Annotated in this window: 19 protein-coding genes; 5 read left to right on the top strand and 14 right to left on the bottom strand. The window is 72.0% G+C overall.

The window, feature by feature from the left end; translation table 11 throughout:
* Positions 1–128: 128 nt before the first annotated feature.
* The 6 genes from D7318_RS12365 to D7318_RS12340 all read right to left on the bottom strand — a co-directional run bounded on the left by D7318_RS12365 (position 129) and on the right by D7318_RS12340 (position 4,091).
* Complete coding sequence (locus D7318_RS12365; protein WP_120696988.1) at positions 129–977, bottom strand: helix-turn-helix domain-containing protein; 849 nt, start codon at positions 975–977, stop codon at positions 129–131.
* Between the two features lie 18 nt (positions 978–995).
* Entirely contained in the window at positions 996–1,520 is a 525-nt protein-coding gene (locus tag D7318_RS12360) for a DUF6879 family protein (protein WP_120696987.1), read from the bottom strand.
* Positions 1,501–1,734 (bottom strand): hypothetical protein, encoded by a 234-nt coding sequence (locus tag D7318_RS12355; RefSeq protein ID WP_120696986.1) that lies wholly within the window; start codon positions 1,732–1,734, stop codon positions 1,501–1,503. Before D7318_RS12355 ends, D7318_RS12360 begins: the two co-directional genes overlap by 20 nt.
* Positions 1,735–1,904: 170 nt before the next feature.
* Complete coding sequence (locus D7318_RS12350) at positions 1,905–2,429, bottom strand: DUF6879 family protein (protein WP_120696985.1); 525 nt, start codon at positions 2,427–2,429, stop codon at positions 1,905–1,907.
* 156 nt (positions 2,430–2,585) lie between these two features.
* The gene (locus D7318_RS12345; RefSeq protein WP_120696984.1) at positions 2,586–3,572 is read right to left on the bottom strand and encodes an aldo/keto reductase; all 987 of its coding nucleotides are present in this window, start codon (positions 3,570–3,572) and stop codon (positions 2,586–2,588) included.
* A 90-nt stretch (positions 3,573–3,662) separates the two neighbouring features.
* Positions 3,663–4,091 carry a hypothetical protein gene (locus D7318_RS12340; RefSeq protein WP_120696983.1) on the bottom strand — a complete coding sequence of 143 codons (429 nt, stop codon included), beginning with the start codon at positions 4,089–4,091 and terminating at the stop codon, positions 3,663–3,665.
* Between the two features lie 304 nt (positions 4,092–4,395).
* On the opposite strand from D7318_RS12340, the gene D7318_RS12335 reads away from it, so the two are divergent.
* Positions 4,396–5,442, top strand: coding sequence for a hypothetical protein (locus tag D7318_RS12335; RefSeq protein WP_408055484.1), 1,047 nt, complete (start codon positions 4,396–4,398; stop codon positions 5,440–5,442).
* 19 nt (positions 5,443–5,461) lie between these two features.
* Positions 5,462–5,854 (top strand): DUF6188 family protein, encoded by a 393-nt coding sequence (locus tag D7318_RS12330; RefSeq protein ID WP_147437672.1) that lies wholly within the window; start codon positions 5,462–5,464, stop codon positions 5,852–5,854.
* 49 nt (positions 5,855–5,903) lie between these two features.
* Here the strand turns inward: D7318_RS12330 and D7318_RS12325 are convergent, their stop codons facing one another.
* Positions 5,904–6,692, bottom strand: coding sequence for a TetR/AcrR family transcriptional regulator (locus D7318_RS12325; RefSeq protein WP_120696981.1), 789 nt, complete (start codon positions 6,690–6,692; stop codon positions 5,904–5,906).
* Positions 6,693–6,793: 101 nt separating this feature from the next.
* Between D7318_RS12325 and D7318_RS12320 the strand changes: the two genes are divergently transcribed.
* Both D7318_RS12320 and D7318_RS12315 read left to right on the top strand, forming a co-directional pair.
* Positions 6,794–7,750 carry an ATP-binding cassette domain-containing protein gene (locus D7318_RS12320; protein WP_120696980.1) on the top strand — a complete coding sequence of 319 codons (957 nt, stop codon included), beginning with the start codon at positions 6,794–6,796 and terminating at the stop codon, positions 7,748–7,750.
* Complete coding sequence (locus tag D7318_RS12315; protein ID WP_120696979.1) at positions 7,747–8,577, top strand: ABC transporter permease; 831 nt, start codon at positions 7,747–7,749, stop codon at positions 8,575–8,577. Before D7318_RS12320 ends, D7318_RS12315 begins: the two co-directional genes overlap by 4 nt.
* A 159-nt stretch (positions 8,578–8,736) precedes the next feature.
* Here D7318_RS12315 and serC read toward each other — a convergent pair whose 3' ends face one another.
* From serC to D7318_RS12280, 7 genes are all read right to left on the bottom strand, one after another.
* A complete protein-coding gene (gene serC / locus D7318_RS12310) occupies positions 8,737–9,864 on the bottom strand; it encodes a phosphoserine transaminase (protein WP_120696978.1) in 1,128 nt (375 codons plus the stop codon).
* A 68-nt stretch (positions 9,865–9,932) separates the two neighbouring features.
* Positions 9,933–11,156 (bottom strand): cytochrome P450 family protein, encoded by a 1,224-nt coding sequence (locus D7318_RS12305; protein ID WP_120696977.1) that lies wholly within the window; start codon positions 11,154–11,156, stop codon positions 9,933–9,935.
* Positions 11,153–12,463 (bottom strand): cytochrome P450, encoded by a 1,311-nt coding sequence (locus tag D7318_RS12300; protein WP_230423669.1) that lies wholly within the window; start codon positions 12,461–12,463, stop codon positions 11,153–11,155. The genes D7318_RS12305 and D7318_RS12300 overlap by 4 nt, the downstream gene beginning before the upstream one ends.
* On the bottom strand, positions 12,460–13,092 hold the full coding sequence (locus D7318_RS12295; protein ID WP_120696976.1) for a GTP-binding protein: 633 nt from the start codon (positions 13,090–13,092) through the stop codon (positions 12,460–12,462). Before D7318_RS12295 ends, D7318_RS12300 begins: the two co-directional genes overlap by 4 nt.
* A complete protein-coding gene (locus D7318_RS12290) occupies positions 13,073–13,438 on the bottom strand; it encodes a DUF742 domain-containing protein (RefSeq protein ID WP_120696975.1) in 366 nt (121 codons plus the stop codon). The genes D7318_RS12295 and D7318_RS12290 overlap by 20 nt, the downstream gene beginning before the upstream one ends.
* Complete coding sequence (locus tag D7318_RS12285; RefSeq protein ID WP_120696974.1) at positions 13,435–13,869, bottom strand: roadblock/LC7 domain-containing protein; 435 nt, start codon at positions 13,867–13,869, stop codon at positions 13,435–13,437. Before D7318_RS12285 ends, D7318_RS12290 begins: the two co-directional genes overlap by 4 nt.
* Positions 13,866–15,386, bottom strand: coding sequence for an ATP-binding protein (locus D7318_RS12280; protein ID WP_120696973.1), 1,521 nt, complete (start codon positions 15,384–15,386; stop codon positions 13,866–13,868). Before D7318_RS12280 ends, D7318_RS12285 begins: the two co-directional genes overlap by 4 nt.
* Positions 15,387–15,596: 210 nt before the next feature.
* Here D7318_RS12280 and D7318_RS12275 point away from each other — a divergent pair, with 210 nt between their 5' ends.
* Positions 15,597–18,434, top strand: a complete 2,838-nt coding sequence (locus D7318_RS12275) for an FAD-binding and (Fe-S)-binding domain-containing protein (RefSeq protein WP_120696972.1) — start codon at positions 15,597–15,599, stop codon at positions 18,432–18,434.
* Positions 18,435–18,513: the final 79 nt, after the last annotated feature.

Here is an 18,513-nt window from a genome sequence, read left to right as displayed (position 1 = left end):
ATCTGCTCGACGGCCGAGAGGGGCCGTCATGGGCCCCCTTCGGCTTTTCCGGGGTATCCGGCGCCGGATATCAACGTAGAGCCGCTTCGGAACGGTGAGCCAGGAATGTTGCACACGGTTGCACGGTCTCAGCCGAGGAGGCGAATCGCCTCCGAGATGAGAGCTCGTGCCTGGGCGCCGCGGACCGCTCCTTCCGAGAGTTGGGCGAACGCCCTCTGGTAGGCGCGGATTTCGCCGGGGGCCTTGACGTTGATCTCGGCCGTCAGTGTTTCCACGGCGACGAGAGAGTCGTCGAAGATGTAGAAGGCTTCGAGAGGCCAGACGGGACGCCGTTTACGCATGGGCATGATTCCCAGGGAAACATTCGGACGCCTCATCACCGACATGAGCGTGGTCAACTGCTCGACCATTTCCGACTCTTCACAGACGAGGTGATGAAGAACGCTCTCCTCGATCAGCAGAGCGAACCGGTGGTCTCCCTCGTAGAGGACGCGTGACCGGGTGAGTCGCGCCTCGACGGCTTGGTCGACGTCGTCGGGCGTCTGCTGGAAATCCGTGATGGCGCGTAGGACGCCCGTTGCGTATCCGCGGGTTTGGAGCATCCCGGGGATGAGGTTCGACGTGTAGACCCGGAAGAGTCGGGTGTCTTGATACAGCGGTGTCGTCTTGCGGTGCACGTGGCGCATCCCGCGGCGGTGGAGCTGTCGCCAGTGCGTATACATCGACTCGGCCGACCGGGCGGCGACGATGATGTCGTCCGCCTGGTCGGCCGAGTCGCAGGCGACGCACCACGCCCTGATGTCGTCGTCCGACGGCGTCGTGATCCCGCGGCCGATCCGCGAGGACTTGGATTTCGACCACCCGCAGCGAACAGCCAGGTCGAGTCCCGTCAGACCGGCGTCCTGCCGCAGCTGGTCCAGGCGCCGCGCGATCTCGGCGCGTGCTGCCTGGGCGGTGGAGAGGGGCGACGAGGGCATGACCTGGCTGGCAGTCGGCTAGATGTGGTACTCCGCGTGCGGGACGGCCCGCTTCCACACCGTCTCGAAGGCGGTGGCGCAGGCGTTCACGACGGCGGGGTCGTCCGTCTGCTCCGTGGAAGTCCAACGACCTTCTCCGTCAAAGACGTTGAACTGGAGGAGCCGGTCGTCGAACAGCCAGAAGTCGTTCCCGGGGAGCAGCAGGTCGGAAGACTCCCGACGCGGGAGCCAGCGAACGTCCTCACCGGCGACCACGTTGGTGAACGTGAAGCTGTGCTCATACCGAATGTATTCGGATGGCGGCTCGGACACGACCCGGGCCCGGCGAAGCGACACTCCCTGCCCGGTGACTTCCTGGACGAGGTCGAGCCAGGGGCGCCACCAACGTGCCCGGTCCCCGGGGTCGAGCCGGTGGCCGTCTCTCCACGCCCTGAAGCCCTCGGTCTCGTTGCCGATGTCGTACACGTCCCGGAGCTCGAGGTGTGCGGCCGAGTGCTTCGTCGAGCGCAACAACGCGGCGAAGTCATCGATGCTCTGCGACATCCAGTGCCTCCCTGAGCAAGGGGATCAGCCGCCGTGGAATCCTTACGATCGTCTCATGTGTCGGCAGGGCCACGTCCCCGCCGCAGGCGGCCGCAGTCTCCTCGTCGACCCTCAGTCCCTGGAACAGCAGATCGGAGGTGGACTCGTCCACCCATGCGGCCGGTGAGCCGTGATCGCCGGACTCCGGGTCCTTGCCGACGAACCGTAACGTCATCTGTCCTCCGCTGGTCGGAGCCATCGGCCGGGCCCTTGGTGAGCCCGCCTGAAGCTGACTTCCCGGAACTTCCCCGCGTCGGCGTCGGTCACACGCGACAATCGACGCGTTGGCGTCGATCCTTCAACACTTCCGCCAGGTCCGAACGTGACCGGACCAGCCTCTCCGGCTCAAACGTCAATGCCCTTCACGTACTCCTCGAAGGGCACGGACGCCTCAACGGCGATGCGTTGGTACTCGATGAACGGCGCCGGATCGCCCTCGTACACCTGGCGGTTGATCTGCCGACCGTCCGGCTCGTAGTTCATGAGCACCACTTCCGAACGGTCGAACATCCAGAAGTCCTGGACCCCGGCCAACGGATTCGGCCCTTCGGTCACATCGAGGATCCGGATGTTCTCACCGGCCAGCGCGTGGACCGTGTAGTACCGGGAGAACTCGAACCGCAGGTACTCCGAGAGCGGGCGCGTCACGATGTGTACGCGCCCCTGGGGCCGACCCTCCGCGGCCTGTCGGCGCAGCCGATCGGCGTACGAACTCGTGACCGTGTGAGGGTCGATCCGCTTTCCCGCCCTGAAGGCCCGGAGCTCTTCCTCCTCCTGCGGCATGAGGTACTGCGGCAGGGCCTCAAGTCGCCATGCTTCATGCCGGAAGTTCTTGAATCGGGCGGCCCATTCGTCACCATCCAAGAACATGGACGGCCTCCTTCTGATGTCCCGACGGCCCTTTCGGCCGTCGACCATGACCGTACGAGAGGGCGCGGGGTGGCGTCCATGCGGCATCGGGCATATTCGCCTTGTCGCATAAAGCGGCGCCCCCGCCCGAGTGGGCGAGGGGCGCGGCGAGGGGTGTCACCAGGCGAACGACTCAGGGGAGGGACCCACCGGAGGGAAGATCTCGTCCAGGGACGACAGCAGGTCCTCGCTCAGGCTCAGGCTCGTCGCCCGTACCGCCGCGTCGAGTTGGGCCTGGACGCGGGGGCCGATGATCGGGCCCGTGATGCCGGGGCGGCTCAGGAGCCAGGCGAGGGCCGCCTCGCCGGGGTCCAGGTCGTGCTTGGCCACCAGGTCCTCGTAGGCCTGGATCCGCTCGCGCAGCGTGCTGTCGGCTAGGGCGCGGGCCGAGCGCTTCACGTCGCCGCCCTCGGCCTCCTTGCGCAGAACGCCGCCGAGCAGGCCGCTGGCCAGCGGCGACCACGGGATGACGCCGAGGCCGTAGTCCCGCGAGGCGGGGATCACCTCCGCCTCGGCCCGGCGCTCGATCAGGTTGTAGAGGCACTGCTCGCTCACCAGGCCGAGCGAACCGCGGCGCGCCGCCGCCTCGTTGGCCTTGGCGATGTGCCAGCCGCCGAAGTTGGACGAACCGGCGTACAGGATCTTGCCCTGCTGCACCAGCACGTCGATGGCCTGCCAGATCTCGTCGAACGGGGTGTTCCTGTCGATGTGGTGGAACTGGTACACGTCGATGTGGTCGGTGCCGAGCCGCGTGAGGCTGCCCTCCACCGCGCGCCGGATGCTGGCGGCGGAGAGGCGGTCGTGGTTCGGCCAGGCCGGGGTGCCGCCCGCCTCCATGCTGCCGTATACCTTGGTGGCCAGCACCACCTTGTCCCTGCGGCCCCCGCCGCGGGCGAACCAGCTGCCGACGATCTCCTCGGTCCTGCCCCTGCCCGCGTCGCCCCCGTACACGTTCGCGGTGTCGAAGAAGTTGATGCCGTCGGCCAGCGCCGCGTCCATGATCGCGTGGCTGTCGGCTTCCTCGGTGTGCATGCCGAAGTTCATGGTCCCGAGAACGATCCGGCTGACCTTGAGTCCCGTGCGTCCCAGCTGTGTGTACTCCATGGCCCAAGCCAACGACGTGGAGTGCGGTCCATGTCAAGAGGGGATGCGCCGCCCGCCGGAACGGCGCCACCCCCTCGGGTCAGCTGTGTGTCAGGCAGCCTTGCGCCCCTTGACGAAGGCGAACACCCCCGCGCCCGCCGCCACCAGCGCGCCGACCAGGACGATCCAGACGCCGATGCCGGTCGACATCTCCAGGGAGGCGACCGCGGCGTCGAGTTCGACGCCGCTGGCCAGGCCCTGGCCCTCCAGGTCCGCGCGGACCTGACGCTCCGGGTCGATGTTGATCGCGACGACCACCAGGGTCAGCAGGGCCATGACAGCCCCAACGAGCGGTGCCCAGCCCTTCCTGGCCACCAGGCCGACGACCATGAAGACGGCCGCCAGGCCGCCGAACACCAGGGTGACGATGCCGTCGCCCTGCATGCCGCCCGATGACTCGGTCATTTCGCCGAGGGTGGCCTCGGCCCAGGGGAGGAACGAGCCGATGACCGCGAGCGCGGACCCGGCGATGGCGGCCATGAGAGGCGCCTTGACGGCAGAATCGGCTGTGGAGCCCCCCGCGGGCACCACAGCGGGATTCGAAAGATGGTTTGTACTCATGGCGAGGAAGGTAGGAATCAACGATTCCGACGGCAACGCCGTTGCCCGCTATGGACAACATGAGCCCATTTTTCTTCGCTTCGCCTATGTGAACCTCCCCGAAGCGTTCTCATCGGGAAGCGGATCTCTCATTTCCGGGCCCGAGCCGGAGGGCCGGGGTGGCAGTCTTGGCACCATGCCGACCTGGATGCCGACCTGGACGTCGCCCCGGATGCCGACCCTGATGACGCCGCGCCGTGTCGTGGCGGGCGGCGCGGCCGCGCTGCTCGCCCTCGCGCCCGCGGGGGTGGCCGTCGCCGAGACGCCGCCGTCGTTCACCATCAGCGACCCGCGCATCACGGAGTCGAGCGGCCTCCAGGCCAGCCGTCAGCACCCGGGCGTGTACTGGACGCACAACGACCAGGACACCGCGCCCAACCTCTACGCCATCGACGGCGCGAGCGGCGAGACGCTGGCCACGATCACCCTGGCCGGGGTGGCGGGCCGCGACCTCGAGGCCATCTCGGCGGGTCCCGAGGGCGACCTCTACGTGGGCGACATCGGCGACAACTACGACGGCGGCTGGGACGAGGTCTGGATCTACCGGCTGCCCGAGCCCGCCGAGCTGGCCGACGCCACCGTGACGCCGACCGTCTACCCCGTCCGCTACGATGACGGGCCGCGCGACGCCGAGGCGTTGATGGTGCATCCGGAGACGGGCCGCGTGTACATCGTCTCCAAGAAGCGGGACGGCGGCGCCGCGCTCTACGCGGGTCCCGCGGCCCTCACGGACGCCGGGGCGAACGTCTTCGAGCGCGTCGCCGACATCGACCAGTGGGTCACGGACGGGGCGTTCTCGCCCGACGGCACGCGGCTGCTGCTGCGCGGCTACCTCTCGGCGCGGATGTACCGCTGGGACGCGGAGACGGGCCTGCCCGAGCCGCTGTCCCGCCGCGTGATCCCGCCGGGCGGTCAACTCCAGGGCGAGTCGGTGACGTTCACGCCGGATGGGGCGACGCTCATGTTCGGCGCCGAGGGCGCGGCCAGCTCGGTCGACCCGGTGGAGCTGCGCGGCGAGCTGCTGCCGGAGAGCGCGGCGCCCGACGAGGACGGCGAGAACGAGGAGGTGGACGCCGCGGGCGACCCCTCGGAGGGGAACGGCGGGGACGCCGCCGAGGACGAAGGGGACGACGACGTGACCATCTCGGCGGGCCTCGCGACCACCCTGGTCGTCGGCGCCCTGATCGTCCTCGGCGTCCGCCGCCTGCTGCGCGGCGCGAAGGGCGGCTGAACGCGCCGTGTCGTACGGCGTGGCACGCACCGGGAACGGCTGGCACATCACCGCGCTGAACGGCGTCGGCGTGGGGCAGTTGGTCCTCGACGACCGGATCAGGCTCCGCGTCGGGTCGCACGAGATCGAGCTGCGCCCGCCGGGGGCCGAGCTGGTCGAGGGCGCGGTCGAGGGCGCGGGGGAGGGGGCGGCGGTCGCCGTGGAGCTCGGCATGGCGCCCGGGCTGCTGCGCCGCGTGGTCGCCGGGGTGCGCGTCCTCGACGAGGGCGTCCTGCGCGTCGGCTTCGCCGATGGCGCGCGCCTCGCCGCGCCGTCGGCGGCTGAACGCGTCGCGTGGTCCCTCGCGGTCAGGGGCACCGCGTTCTTCGCGCCCCGCCCCGGCGGCGGACTGACGGTGCGCCTGCTGAACTGAACGTTCCCCGCGGCCCCCGTTCCGCCCCTGATCCCCCGGACAGGGCCAGCTAGGCGCAGGAGCCGCCCGGCGGCGGATACGCCGGGTCGTCGTGCTTGGCCGCCACATACGCCTCGATGCCGTCGAGCAGGCGGTCGAGGCCGAAGCGGATGGACTCCTCGGCGCTCCGGGAGAACGCCGTGTCGTCGAGGGCGAAGACATGGGGGAAGTCCCCGGTGTTCATCGCCGTCGCCATGATGGGCCCCTGGGCCGCCCAGAACTCCTCGTCGGTGATGCCCGACTCCTCGTTGGCCTGGCGCAGCAGGACGTAGTGGCGCGCGAGGCCCGTGATGTAGGAGTCGACGGCCGAGATGATGCTGATCTTGTCGGGGGAGCTGAGCCCGAGGCCGTCGAGCACGGCGAGCGAGACGTCGAAGCCGCGCAGCGCGTTGGGGCCGAGCAGCGGACGGGCCTGGTTGACCTGGAGCAGCCAGGGGTGGTCGTGGTAGTGGCGGTAGGTGGACCACGCGATGATCTCCAACGCGGGCCGCCACTCCGCCTCGCGCAGCGCCCGCTCCTCCTCGTCCTCGGGCGCGGCCAGGTGGTCGAGCATCAGGTCGATCAGCTCGCCCTTGCCGGGGACGTAGCGGTACAGGGACATCGTGCCCACGCCGAGCTCGGCGGCGACCCGGCGCATCGAGAGCGCGGCGAGGCCCTCGCGGTCGGCGAGGGTGACGGCGGCCGTCACGATGCGCTCGAGCGTGAGCGCGGGCTTGGGCCCTCGGGCCGCGCGCTCCCGTCCCCGCCACATCAATTCGAGGCTGCGGCTGATGTCACCGCCACTGTGTGCCGAGCTCATGGTGCGCCCATCCTAGGGTCGCGAACGACTGTGTACGGCGTACGCGGTGTCGGGTACGGTGTACTCGGTACAGCGTACTCAGTTGTGGGGAGGAGGGGCGCATGACATCGCGAACGGAGTTCTCGGTCGTGGCCGAGGGGCTGACCAAGTCCTTCGGCGACAAGAAGGCGCTCGAAGGGCTCGACCTGGCCGTCAGGCGCGGCACGGTGTGCGGGCTGCTCGGGCCGAACGGCGCGGGCAAGACGACGTCGGTGCGGATCCTGGCGACGCTGCTGCGCGCGGACGGCGGCAGGGCCGAGGTGGCGGGGTTCGACGTGCGGCGCGAGCCGCGCAAGGTGCGGCGGCGCATCGGCATGACCGGGCAGGCCGCGGCCGTCGACGAGATCCTCTCGGCCCGGCAGAACCTCAGGATGTTCGCCAGGCTCTTCCACCTCGACCGCGCGACCGCGCGGCGGCGGGCCGAGGAGCTGCTGGAGAGCTTCAGCCTGAGGGAGGCCGCCGACCAGCAGGTCAAGACGTTCAGCGGCGGCATGCGGCGGCGCCTCGACCTCGCGGCCAGCATGATCCTGGCGCCCGAGGTGCTGTTCCTCGACGAGCCCACCACCGGGCTCGACCCGCGCGGCAGGGCCGAGGTGTGGGAGGCCGTCAGGGGGCTGGCCGCGGTGGGCACCACCGTGCTGCTGACCACGCACTACCTGGACGAGGCGGACAAGCTCTCCGACCGGATCGTGCTGATCGACCACGGGCGCAGGATCACCGAGGACACCCCGGCCGCGCTCAAGCGGGCCGTCGGCGGGGACCGCCTCGAGGTCGTGCTCTCCGACCCGGCCGATCTGCCGCTGGCCGTCAAGGCGGTGGCCCGCGTGACGCGCGGGGTCGGGCCCGAGACCGACGAGGAACGGCTCAGCGTGCACGGGCCCGTCACCGACGGGGTCACGGCGCTCACGGATGTGGCGCGCGCCCTCCAGGAGGCGGGCGCGAGCGTGGACGACATAGGGCTGCGCAGGCCCACGTTGGACGAGGTCTTCCTGCGGATGACCGGAAAGGAGAACGCGTGAACGCCGCACCGATCGCCATCGACGCAGAGGGTCCCGAACGCCGCGCGTACTGGGCGTTGATCGACTGCGGGACGATCGTCAGGCGCGACCTGACGCACCTGGTCAAGCAGCCCTCGCTCATCGCGTGGCAGCTCGGCTTCCCGATCGTCTCGGTGCTGCTGTTCGTCTATGTCTTCGGCAGCGCCATGGACGTCGGCGAAGGGCTCGACTACAAGGACTTCGCGATGCCGGGCATGTTCGCGATGACGATGGCCTTCGGCTTCATGAACACCGCGATGGGCGTGGTCATCGAGAAGGAGCGCGGCGTCATCGACCGGTTCCGCTCGATGCCCATGGCGCCATCGGCCGTGGTGGCGGGGCGCGGGGTCTCCGACGTGCTTCAGGCGGGCGTGGACCTGGCGGTCATGGCGTCCATCGCGCTCGTCATCGGCTGGCGGTCGGACGGCTCGCTGCCCGAGACGCTGACGGCGTTCGCGCTGCTGCTGTGGCTGCGGTTCGCGCTCATCTGGGTGGGCGTCTGGATCGGCCTTGTCACCCCCAACCAGGAGGCCGCGGGGAACCTCTTCGCGGTCGCCTTCCCCTTCGGCATGGTCAGCTCCGTCTTCACGCCGCCGTCGCTCATGCCCGACTGGCTCGGCGCGATCGCCATGTGGAACCCCGTCTCCTCCACGGCCAACGCCATCCGCGAGCTCTTCGGCAACCCCCTGCCCACGGGCGGCAGTTGGGTGGAGGAGAACGCCATGCTGCTCGCGTTCGCCTGGCCGCTCGCCCTCACACTGGTCTTCCTCCCCCTCGCGGTCCGCCGCTACCAGCGGCTGGCGCGTTAGGGCCCCCTGGCCGGGCGGGGCCCCCGGTCCGGTTCGCCACCGCAACCGACCACCGGCCAGGCGGCCGCCCGCAAACCCCAAGCTGGGGTGTTGCGACGACCACGAGAACTCAAGACGGGAGCGCGGGGCCCTCGGCGTCGCCGCGAGCCGTGCGGGGGCTCAGAGGCGTTCGATCACGTAGTCCACGCAGCGCGTCAGCGCCTCGACGTCGTCGGGGGCCACCGCGGGGTACATCGCGACGCGGAGTTGGTTCCTGCCGAGCTTGCGGTAGGGCTCGGTGTCCACCACGCCGTTGGCCCGCAGGGCCTTCGCCACGGCCGACGCGTCCACGCCGCCCTCGCCCTCGGTGAAGTCGATCGTGCCGACGACCTGCGACCGCTGCTCCGGGTCGGTCACGAACGGCGTCGCGTACTCCGCCTTGTCCGCCCAGCCGTACAGCCGCGCCGCCGAGTCGGCGGTGCGCTCGACGGCCCAGTCGAGGCCGCCGTGCCCGTTGATCCAGTCCAGCTGCTCGGCCAGCAGGAACAGCGTCGAGACGGCCGGGGTGTTGTACGTCTGGTTCTTCCTGGAGTTGTCGATGGCGGTGGGCAGCGAGAAGAACTCAGGGATGTGCCGCCCCGACGCGGCGATCCGCTCGGCCCGCTCCACGGCGGCGGGGGAGAACACCGCCACCCACAGGCCGCCGTCCGACGCGAACGACTTCTGCGGGGCGAAGTAGTAGACGTCGGTCTCGGCGATGTCCACCGGCAGGCCGCCCGCGCCCGACGTGGCGTCCACCAGGACGAGCGCGCCCTCGTCCGCGCCGGGGACGCGGTGGATCGGCGCGGCGACGCCGGTGGAGGTCTCGTTGTGCGTCAGGGCGTAGGTGTCGGCGCCGCGCTCCGCGCGCGGGACGGGGTGGGAGCCGGGGTTCGCGGTGATGACCGTGGGCTCGTCCAGCCATGGCGCCTTGCTGGCCGCCTTGGCGAACTTGGAGGAGAACTCGCCGAACGACAGGTGCTGTGACTTGGCCTCGATCAGCCCGTGGGTCGCGACGTCCCAGAACGCCGTGGAGCCGCCGTTCCCCAGGACGACCTCGTACCCCTCGGGGAGGGAGAGCAGCGCGGAGACGCCCTCGCGGACCCGGCCGACCAGGTCCCGCACGGGGGCCTGGCGATGGGACGTGCCGAGCAGGGAGCCACCGGTCGCGACCAGGGCGTCGAGCGCCTCGGTGCGGACCTTGGACGGGCCAGAGCCGAACCGGCCGTCGGCGGGCTTGATGTCAGCGGGAATCTGGATATCGGCCACGAGCCGGAGCGTAGCCCCTCGGGCGGGGGTATCGCACATCAGGGCCGTGGCGCGGACGGCGTGCGGCGTCAGGCCAGGCGGACGGGGAGTTCGGCCAGGTCGTTCTGGGTGACGATGGGAAGATTGCGCAGCTCGGAGTCGTCCACGGCGAGCGACAGGCGGGGGAAGCGCGCGAAGAGGGCGGGCAGCGCGATGCGGGCCTCGAGGCGCGAGAGCGAGGCGCCGGGGCAGATGTGCGGGCCGTGCCCGAAGCTGATGTGCCGGATCGGGGTCGGCCGCGTCACGTCGAAGCGGTCGGCGTTCTCGCCGTGCTGCTCGGGGTCCCAGCCGATCGCCGAGTAGGAGATGGCGAGGCCCTCGCCCTTGGCGATGACCGTGCCGTCGACGTCGATGTCCTCGGTGGCGAACCGCAGCAGCAGGTGCGTCGCCGGCGACGACCAGCGCAGCGTCTCCTCGACCACCGTCTCCCACGGGATCTCGCCCGCGCGGACGCGCGCGAGCTGGTCGGGGGCGTTCAGCAGGCCGCGCACCGCGTGGCAGATCAGGCTGATGGTCGTCTCGTGCCCGGCGGCGACCATGGCCTTGAGGTTCCCGACGACCTCCTCGTCGGTCAGCGGCTCGCCGCCCTCGTCGGCCAGGATGAGCGCGCTGGTGAGGTCGTCCCCTGGGGCGGCCTTCCTGGCGGCGACCATCGCCACGAAGATCTCGTCGAGCTCGGCGATGACGGCCAGGCGCTCGTCCTGCGGGGTGAGCATCGAGAAGAACGCCTTGTACAGCCGGTGCAGCCTGGGGTGTTCGGCGGGGTCGACGCCCATCAGCTCGCTCACCACGGCCATGGGCAGCGGCAGCGCGAAGACGGCCTTGAGGTCGACGGGCGAGCCGTCCTTGCCCTCGGCCGCCAGCGCGTCGAGCAGCCGGCGGGTGATCGACTCGATCACCGGGCGCATCGACTCCACGCGCCGCGCGGTGATCGCCTGCGCCGTCTTGGTGCGCAGCCGCCGGTGCTCGGCGCCGTCCACGGTGAACATCGAACGCCCCGCGTCCACCATCCCGATCAGCGGCCACTGCCGGGTGACGACCCCGCGCTGCCACAGGTCCCAGCGGTTGATGTCCTTGACCAGGCGGGGGTCGGTCAGCAGGCGCCTGGCCTCGGCGTGCTTGGTGACCGTCCAGACCGGGACCTCACCCGGCAGCTCGATGCGCGTCAACGGCGGGCCCTCGACCAGCCGGCGGGTCTCGCCGATCCGGTCGCGTACCAGCGGGTCGAGCGCGAGGACGGGGCATCTGCTCATCTCGGGCCTCCAGCGGGGGGTCTTCCGGCGGTGCTTCCTGTGGTCTTTCCTACGGTGGGGGTGGGGGAGAAGTGGACCGGCAGCTCGGTCATGCCGCGCAGGAACGGCGAGGGGCGGCGGACCAGCGACTCCGCGGGGATGGCGAGATCCGTGTCGGGGAGCCGGTCGAGCAGCACCTCGATCCCGGTCCTCGCGATGACCTCGGCGATCTCCTGCGCGGGGAACGGGCACCTGAACTCGCCGTGGCTGAACGAGAAGTGCGCGTTGTTCCCGCCCACGTACCCGCCGTGGGGGCTCTGGCTGACCTGCGGGTCGCCATGGGCGCCCTGGAGGCCGAGCAGCAGCATGTCGCCCGCCCTGATGTGCTGGCCGCCGAGGTGGGTGTCGCGGGAGGTCCAGCGCCCGGCGAGGATCTGGGTGGGGGTGTCCTCCCACAGGACCTCGTTCATGGCCTCGCCGACGCTGTTGCGGCCGCCGGAGAGCGAGGCGGCGAACCGGTCGTCGGTGAGCATCAGCCGCAGCGAGTTGCCGATCCAGTCCGACGTGGGGAGGTGGCCCGCCGCGGTGATGGCCTGGAGGTCGAGGACGTACTCCTCGTCGGTGAACGGGACCGGGTGCGCCAGCATGCGGGAGGTGACATCGGCGCCAGGGCGTTCGCGCTTGGTGGCCACCAGGCGCGTCATCGCCGCGGTGAGGTACTGGTGGCTGGTGATCGCGTCCTCGCCGCCGTCGGCGAGGGCGTTGATCGCGCGGGCCAGCTCCGGGCCCTCGTCGTCGGGGAAGCCGAGGATGCGGCCGAGCACCAGGATCGGCAGCAACTTGGCGTAGTCGCCGATGAGTTCGGCCTCGCCCTGGCCGCAGAACCGGTCGATCAGGTCGTCCGCGATCTGCTCGGCGTTGCGGCGCAGCTCGAACGCGTCGACGCCCTCCAACGCCGGTCCCACCATGGCGACATGGCGCTGGTGCTCCTCGCCGACCGTGTAGTAGATCGACGGCTGGCGGCGGTTGACCATGGGCAGCAGCGGCCAGTCGTCGGGGATCCTGGGCCACTGGTTCCACAGGCCCATGTCGCGCGTGAACAGGCTGGTGTCGCCCGTCACATGGTGCAGCTCGCGGTAGCCGATGACGAGCCAGGCGGGGACGTCGCCCGGCAGCACGACGGGCACGACGGAGCCGTGCCGCTTCCGCATCTCCCGGTACAGGTCGGCGGGGTCGGTGTGGAAGCGGGGGCCGCTGAGGGGGACCGCGTCCGCCGCGGGCAGCGGGATGGCGGAGGGGTCGGCGGTGGGCCGCGGCGGGGTGGTCACGGGTGGGTCTCCTGGGCGGCGGCGCTCTCCTGGGCTGAGGAGAGGGCGTGGAGGTGTTCGACGAGCGTGATGAGGACGGCCTTGCTCGACTCCCGCGACCTGGCGTCGCAGTTGATCAGCGGGATGTGCGCGGGCAGGTCGAGCGCGTCGCGGACCTGCTCGCCCGTGTGGGCGGGGCCGCCGAAGTCGTTGCGGGCCACGATGAACGGGGTCCCGTGGTGCTCGAGCCGGTCGATGGCGTACCAGGAGTCGGCCAGGCGCCGGGTGTCGACGAGGACGACCGCGCCGAGCGTTCCGGCGAAGAGCCGGTCCCACAGGAACCAGAAGCGTTCCTGCCCGGGGGCGCCGAACAGGTAGAGCACCGTGCGCTCGTCGAGGCCGATGCGCCCGAAGTCGAACGCCACGGTCGTGGAGGTCTTGCCGCGTACGGCGGAGGGGTCGTCGATGCCCTCTCCCGCCTGGGTCATGACCTCCTCGGTGTTCAGCGGGCGTATGTCGCTGACCGAGCGGACCAAGGTGGTCTTGCCGACGCCGAAGCCGCCGACTATCACGATCTTGAGGCCGTTGTCGGCCGATCTGCTCAGCGGCGTCCGCTCGGCGGGGCGGCGGTCAGAGGTTGCGGAGTCCAACGAGTACCTGCTCAAGGATGTCGGTGGCGGGCAGGGACGAGCCGCCCGCGCGGGCGGCGCCGGTGCGCGGGTGGCGGGCGGTGATCCGGCCGAGCGCGAGCAGGTCGCCCAGCAGGATGCGTACGACGGAGACGGGCAGGCGGAGCTCGGCGGCGATCTCGACGACGGCCGTGGGGCGTTCGGCCATGCGCAGGATCTTGACGTGCTCCGACTGCATGCCGAGCGCGGGCTCGCTCTCGGCCACCACGAGCGTGACGAGGTCGAACGCGTCCGTGTCGGCCCTGCTGCGGCCCCCGGTGACGATGTAGAGCCGGTCGGGGTCCTCGTCCCGGCCTGGGCGGCTCATCCGCGTTCGCCGCCTTCGTTTCCTTCCTCGGGTTGCCGCGGCGGAGTGCTGAGATAGTCGCCGAGCTGCTCGACCAGCTCGATCATGTTGTGCCCGATGAGGCCGACGTCGGCCGTGTCCTCGGCGACGGTCGCGAGGTGGGCGCCGGCACCCGCCTCGACGATGAAGAGGATGCCCCCGTAGAACTCGGTCATGGACTGGCGCACGCCGCCGCTGCCGTCGCCGAACTCGATGGAGGCTCCCTGCGAGAGGGCCTGGATGCCGGACGAGATCGCGGCGAGCTGGTCGGCCGAGTCCTCGGAGAGCTCGGGGGTCCAGGAGAGTTTGAGCCCGTCGCGGGAGAGCACGACGGCGTGGCGCGCTCCCGGGGTTCGGGCCAGGAGTCTCTCAAGCAGCCAGCTGAGCGAACCTCCGGTGGGTGCCGCGGTCATGGGGTGTCGTCCTCCGCAGGAGATGGGGAAGTGGCGGACGCCGGGGGCGTGGTGTCGCCCTCGCCCCGCGTGGCGCGGCGGAACGCGCCGAAGCGGGCGGCTGATTCCGCCGGGTTGTGAGCCGCGGACGTCGTCGGCCGCGACTGCCGTGCCGTGCTTGTGGTGCCGTTCTGGTGGGCGTTCGCCAGGGTGCGTCCCCTGCGGCGCTTGGGCAGGCCGCTCGTGCCGTACTCGACGCCGCCGCCCTCGGGCGCGGCCGTGTGGTCCGTGGTGGGGCCGTCGTCGGTGGGGTGGGGCGCGGTGGCGCTCCGCACCGGCTCGGCGGTGGTGTGCTCCTCCCGCGGCTCCCGCTCCTGCTCCTGATCCTGCTCCTCGACGGCTGTGGCGCGCCCGGGAGTCGGGGCCGGGGTCGCGGTGGCCCTGGGGCGGCTGATCAGCTCCTGGGGGATCATCAGCAGGGCCCCTGTGCCGCCGCGCGCCGAGGGGCGGAACGACACGGTGAGGCCGTGCTTGCGGGCGAGCTGCCCGACGACCGCGAGGCCAAGGCGCGTGCCGGAGAGCGTGGCGAGGTCCAACGGCTCGCCCGAGACGGCGCGTTCGGCGCGGCGCAGCGCGACGTCGCTCATCACGAGACCGCTGTCCTCGACGGTGAGGATGACCCCGGCGGGCACCTCCTCGGCGTAGACGTGGACTTCGGCGGTGGGTGGCGAGAAGTTGGCGGCGTTGTCGAGGAGTTCGGCCAGGGCGTGCATGACGCCCTCGGCGGCGTGCCCGGCGATCGAGACGCCGACGGCCGAGTGCAGCCTGACGCGCTGGTAGGCGCCGATCCGGCCCATGGCGCCCCGCAGGATGGACTCCATCACGATCGGCTTGCCCCAGCGGCGCCCCGAGCGCGCCCCCGTCAACACCGCGATGCTGTCGGCGAGTCGGCCCACCTGCGCGGTGCGGTGGTCCAGGTGCAGCAGGTCGCCGAGCACCGTCTCGTCGGTGTGCCGGTGCTCCATCTCGCGCAGGTCGGCCAGCATGCCGGTGGCCAGGGCCTGGACGCGGCCCGCGGCGTTGGCGCCCGCGGCCATCGCGGCGGACTTGCCCGCCTCGGCGCGGCCGATCTCGTGGGCGACCGTGTGCAGCACGCGGCGGTGCGCGTCGTGGCGCGGCTGCGGCACCGCGGCGAGCGCGCTGTCGGCGGAGAGGCCACCGCGCAGCTCGGCCAGGACTGCGGGTAGGGTCTGATCGGCGAACGCGGCGGTCTCCGCCTCGCGTCCGGCCAGGACCCCGGCGTGCTCGGCCTCGCGCTCGGCCAGCCTGGCGCGCAGGACGCGGGCCGTGCCGACGCCCCTGACGGCGGTGACGACGGCGGCGATCAGGACGAGCGCGGCGATGCCCGCTCCCCAGGCGAGTGCTCTTCGGAACGATTCGGGGGCCGCGTACACCGCCCCCAGCCAGCCGGCTCCGGTGATGGCCACCGAGATGAGCAAAGCGAGCAGGGCGTGGCGCAGTGGGGGACGCTCCGTCATGAGCCGGGGAACCTCTGGTCGGGAATGGGGCGGTCGGGAATTGGGCGGCACCTGTCAACTCGGAAACACTAGCGGTCTCTTGTGGCTTGCGCAGCTAAAGAATGTGACCGGGTTGGCCGTTGCTCATGTTCACAAGTGAACATGGGTGGTCGTCCACGGATCGGTGCGGCACGACGTCTCGGCCGGTTCGCAGGGGGCAGGCTGTCCGCCATGGACACAGTCAACGGGAGCGAGCTGGCCGCCGCGCTGCGCGGGGCGGTGCGTGGCGAGGTGGCGTTCGACGCGGCCAGCAGGGCGCTGACCACGATGGATGCCTCGAACTACCGCAGGGTGCCGATCGGCGTTGTCGCGCCGCGCGACGCCGATGACGTGGCCGCGGCCCTTGCGGTGTGCCGGGAGCGCGGCGTTCCCGTGGTGGCGCGCGGCGGCGGCACGAGCATCGCGGGCCAGGCGACGGGCACGGGCGTGGTGTTCGACTTCACACGGCACATGAACGGGATCCTGGCGCTCGATCCCGAGGCGGGCACCGCCACCGTGCAGCCGGGCGTCGTGTGCGACGCGCTGCGCGAGGCCGCGGCGCCGCACGGGCTGACGTTCGGGCCCGATCCCTCGACGCACAGCCGCTGCACGATCGGCGGCATGATCGGCAACAACGCGTGCGGCTCCCACTCCGTCGCCTGGGGCACCACCGCGGACAATGTGCACGCGCTGGACGTCCTCACCTACCGGGGCGAGCGCGCGCGCCTCGGCCGTGGCGCGGGCGGGTTCTCGGGCCCGGGGCGGCTCGGCGCGGGGGCGGATGAGCTGGTCGGGTCCCACCTGGCGGCGCTGCGCACGGGGTTCCCCGAGCTGCCGCGCCGCATCTCGGGCTATGCCCTGGACGAGCTGCTGCCGGAGCGGGGCAGGGACTGGGCGCGGGCGTTCACCGGGAGCGAGGGAACGCTCGGCCTGCTGACCGAGGCGACCGTGCGGCTCGTGCGGGCCCCGGCCGCCAGGGCGCTCGCCGTGCTCGGCTACCCCGACGAGTCCGCGGCGGCCGAGGCGGCGGCCGGGCTGCTGCCGCTGGGCCCGTTGACCGTGGAGGGCATGGCGGCCGACCTGGTGGGCGGGTCGGCGCTCGCCACCCTGCCGCGCGGCCGGGCCTGGCTCTTCGTGGAGACGGGTGGCGCCGACACCGCCGAGGCCGAGGCCAACGCCGCCGCGCTGTGCCGGGCCGCGGTCGGCGGCGGGACGACGGCGCACCTGGTGGTCGCCGACCCGCTCGACCAGCGCGCGCTGTGGCGGGTGCGGGAGGACGCCTCGGGCACCGCGACCCGGCTGCCCGACGGCGGCGAGGCCTGGCCCGGGTGGGAGGACTGCGCGGTGCCCCCGGCCCGACTCGGCGCGTATCTACGGGAGTTCAGGGGGCTGCTGCGCGACCACGGGCTGCGCGGCATGCCCTATGGGCACTTCGGGGACGGCTGCATCCACATCCGCGTCGACTTCGACCTGCTCACTCCCCAAGGGGTGGCGCGCTTCCGGGAGTTCTCGGGTGAGCTGGCCGATCTGGTGGTGGCGCACGGCGGTTCGCTCTCGGGCGAGCACGGCGACGGCCTGGCCAGGTCGGAGCTGCTGCCGCGCATGTACGGGGACCGACTCGTGGGCCTGTTCGGCCGGTTCAAGGAGCTGTGGGACCCGGACGGCGGCCTCAACCCCGGGGTGCTCGTGCGGCCCGCGCCGCTCGACGCCCAGCTGCGCTTCGCCGGGCTCCCCGAGCGCCCCGGGCCCGTGGCGTTCGCGTACGCGGACGACGGCGGTGACTTCTCCGCCGCCGTGCGCCGCTGCGTCGGCGTCGCCAAGTGCCGGGAGACGACGGCGGGTCCTGGACAGGTGATGTGCCCGTCCTACCGGGCGACGGGGGAGGAGAAGCACTCCACGCGAGGGCGGGCCAGGCTGCTGCACGAGATGCTCACCGGCGAGGTGGTCACCGGCGGCTGGCGCGCGCCCGAGGTGCACGAGGCTCTCGACCTGTGCCTGTCGTGCAAGGGCTGCCGGGGCGACTGCCCGGTCCATGTGGACATGGCCACCTACAAGTCCGAGGTGCTGTACCAGGCGTATCGGCGCAGGCCGCGGCCCGCGTCGCACTACTCGATGGGGCGGCTGCCGCGCTGGCTCGCGATGACGGCCGCGCTGCGGCTCGCCGCCCCCGCCAACGCCGCCGCCCGGGTGCGCCCGTTGGCCGCGCTGGCCAAGCGGATGGGCGGCATCGCGCCCGAGCGCCCCATCCCGCCGCTGGCCCGCCGCTCGTTCCTGCGCTGGTGGCGGGCGGAGGGCGCGCGGCGCTTCGGGCGAGGGGGCGCCGGGGCCGACGTGGTGCTGTTCCCCGACACCTTCACCAACCACCTTGCGCCCGAGGCGGGTTCGGCCGCGGTCGAGGTGCTGGCCGCGGCCGGGCTGCGGGCCACGGTGCCCGAGCGCGCGGTGTGCTGCGGGCTCACCTATGTCTCCACCGGGCAGCTCGACCAGGCGCGTTCGGTGCTGCGCCGCACGCTCGACCGGGTGCCGGAGGGCGACGCGCCCGTGACGGTGCTCGAGCCGCCCTGCGCCGCGGCGTTGCGCACCGACCTGCCCGAGCTGCTGCCCGGCGACCCCCGCGCCGCCCGACTTGCCGCGCGCGTGCGGACGTTCGCCGAGACGCTCGAGCAGTGCGCCCCCGACTGGGCGCCCCCGCCGATCGACCGCACCGTGGCCGGGCAGACCCACTGCCACCAGAGCGCGGTGCTCGGCGCGGCGGCCGACCGGCGGTTGCGTGAACGGGCCGGGCTCACCGGGGAGTTGACCGCGGGCTGCTGCGGCCTCGCGGGCAACTTCGGCTTCGAGCGCGGCCACTGGGACATCTCCGTGGCGTGCGCCGAGGACCAGCTGCTGCCCGCCGTGCGCGGCGCGGCCCCCGACGCGGTGCTGCTCGCCGACGGCTACTCGTGCCGCACCCAGCTGGAGCAGCTCGGCGGCCATCGGGCGCGGCACCTGGCCGAGGTGCTGGCCGAGGCGGTGCGCGAGGGCCGCTGAACGCCCGTGGCGGGGCGATTCGTTGCGTGACGGGCGCGTCGCGGGGGCGCGTCCTGACCCTTGACGCGCCCGGGGGGCA

The organism is Streptomyces radicis (assembly GCF_003626575.1).
Lineage (GTDB): Bacteria > Actinomycetota > Actinomycetes > Streptomycetales > Streptomycetaceae > Streptomyces > Streptomyces radicis.
Note: the sequence above shows the minus strand (reverse complement) of the source record. Positions and strands in the feature narration are given on the sequence as shown.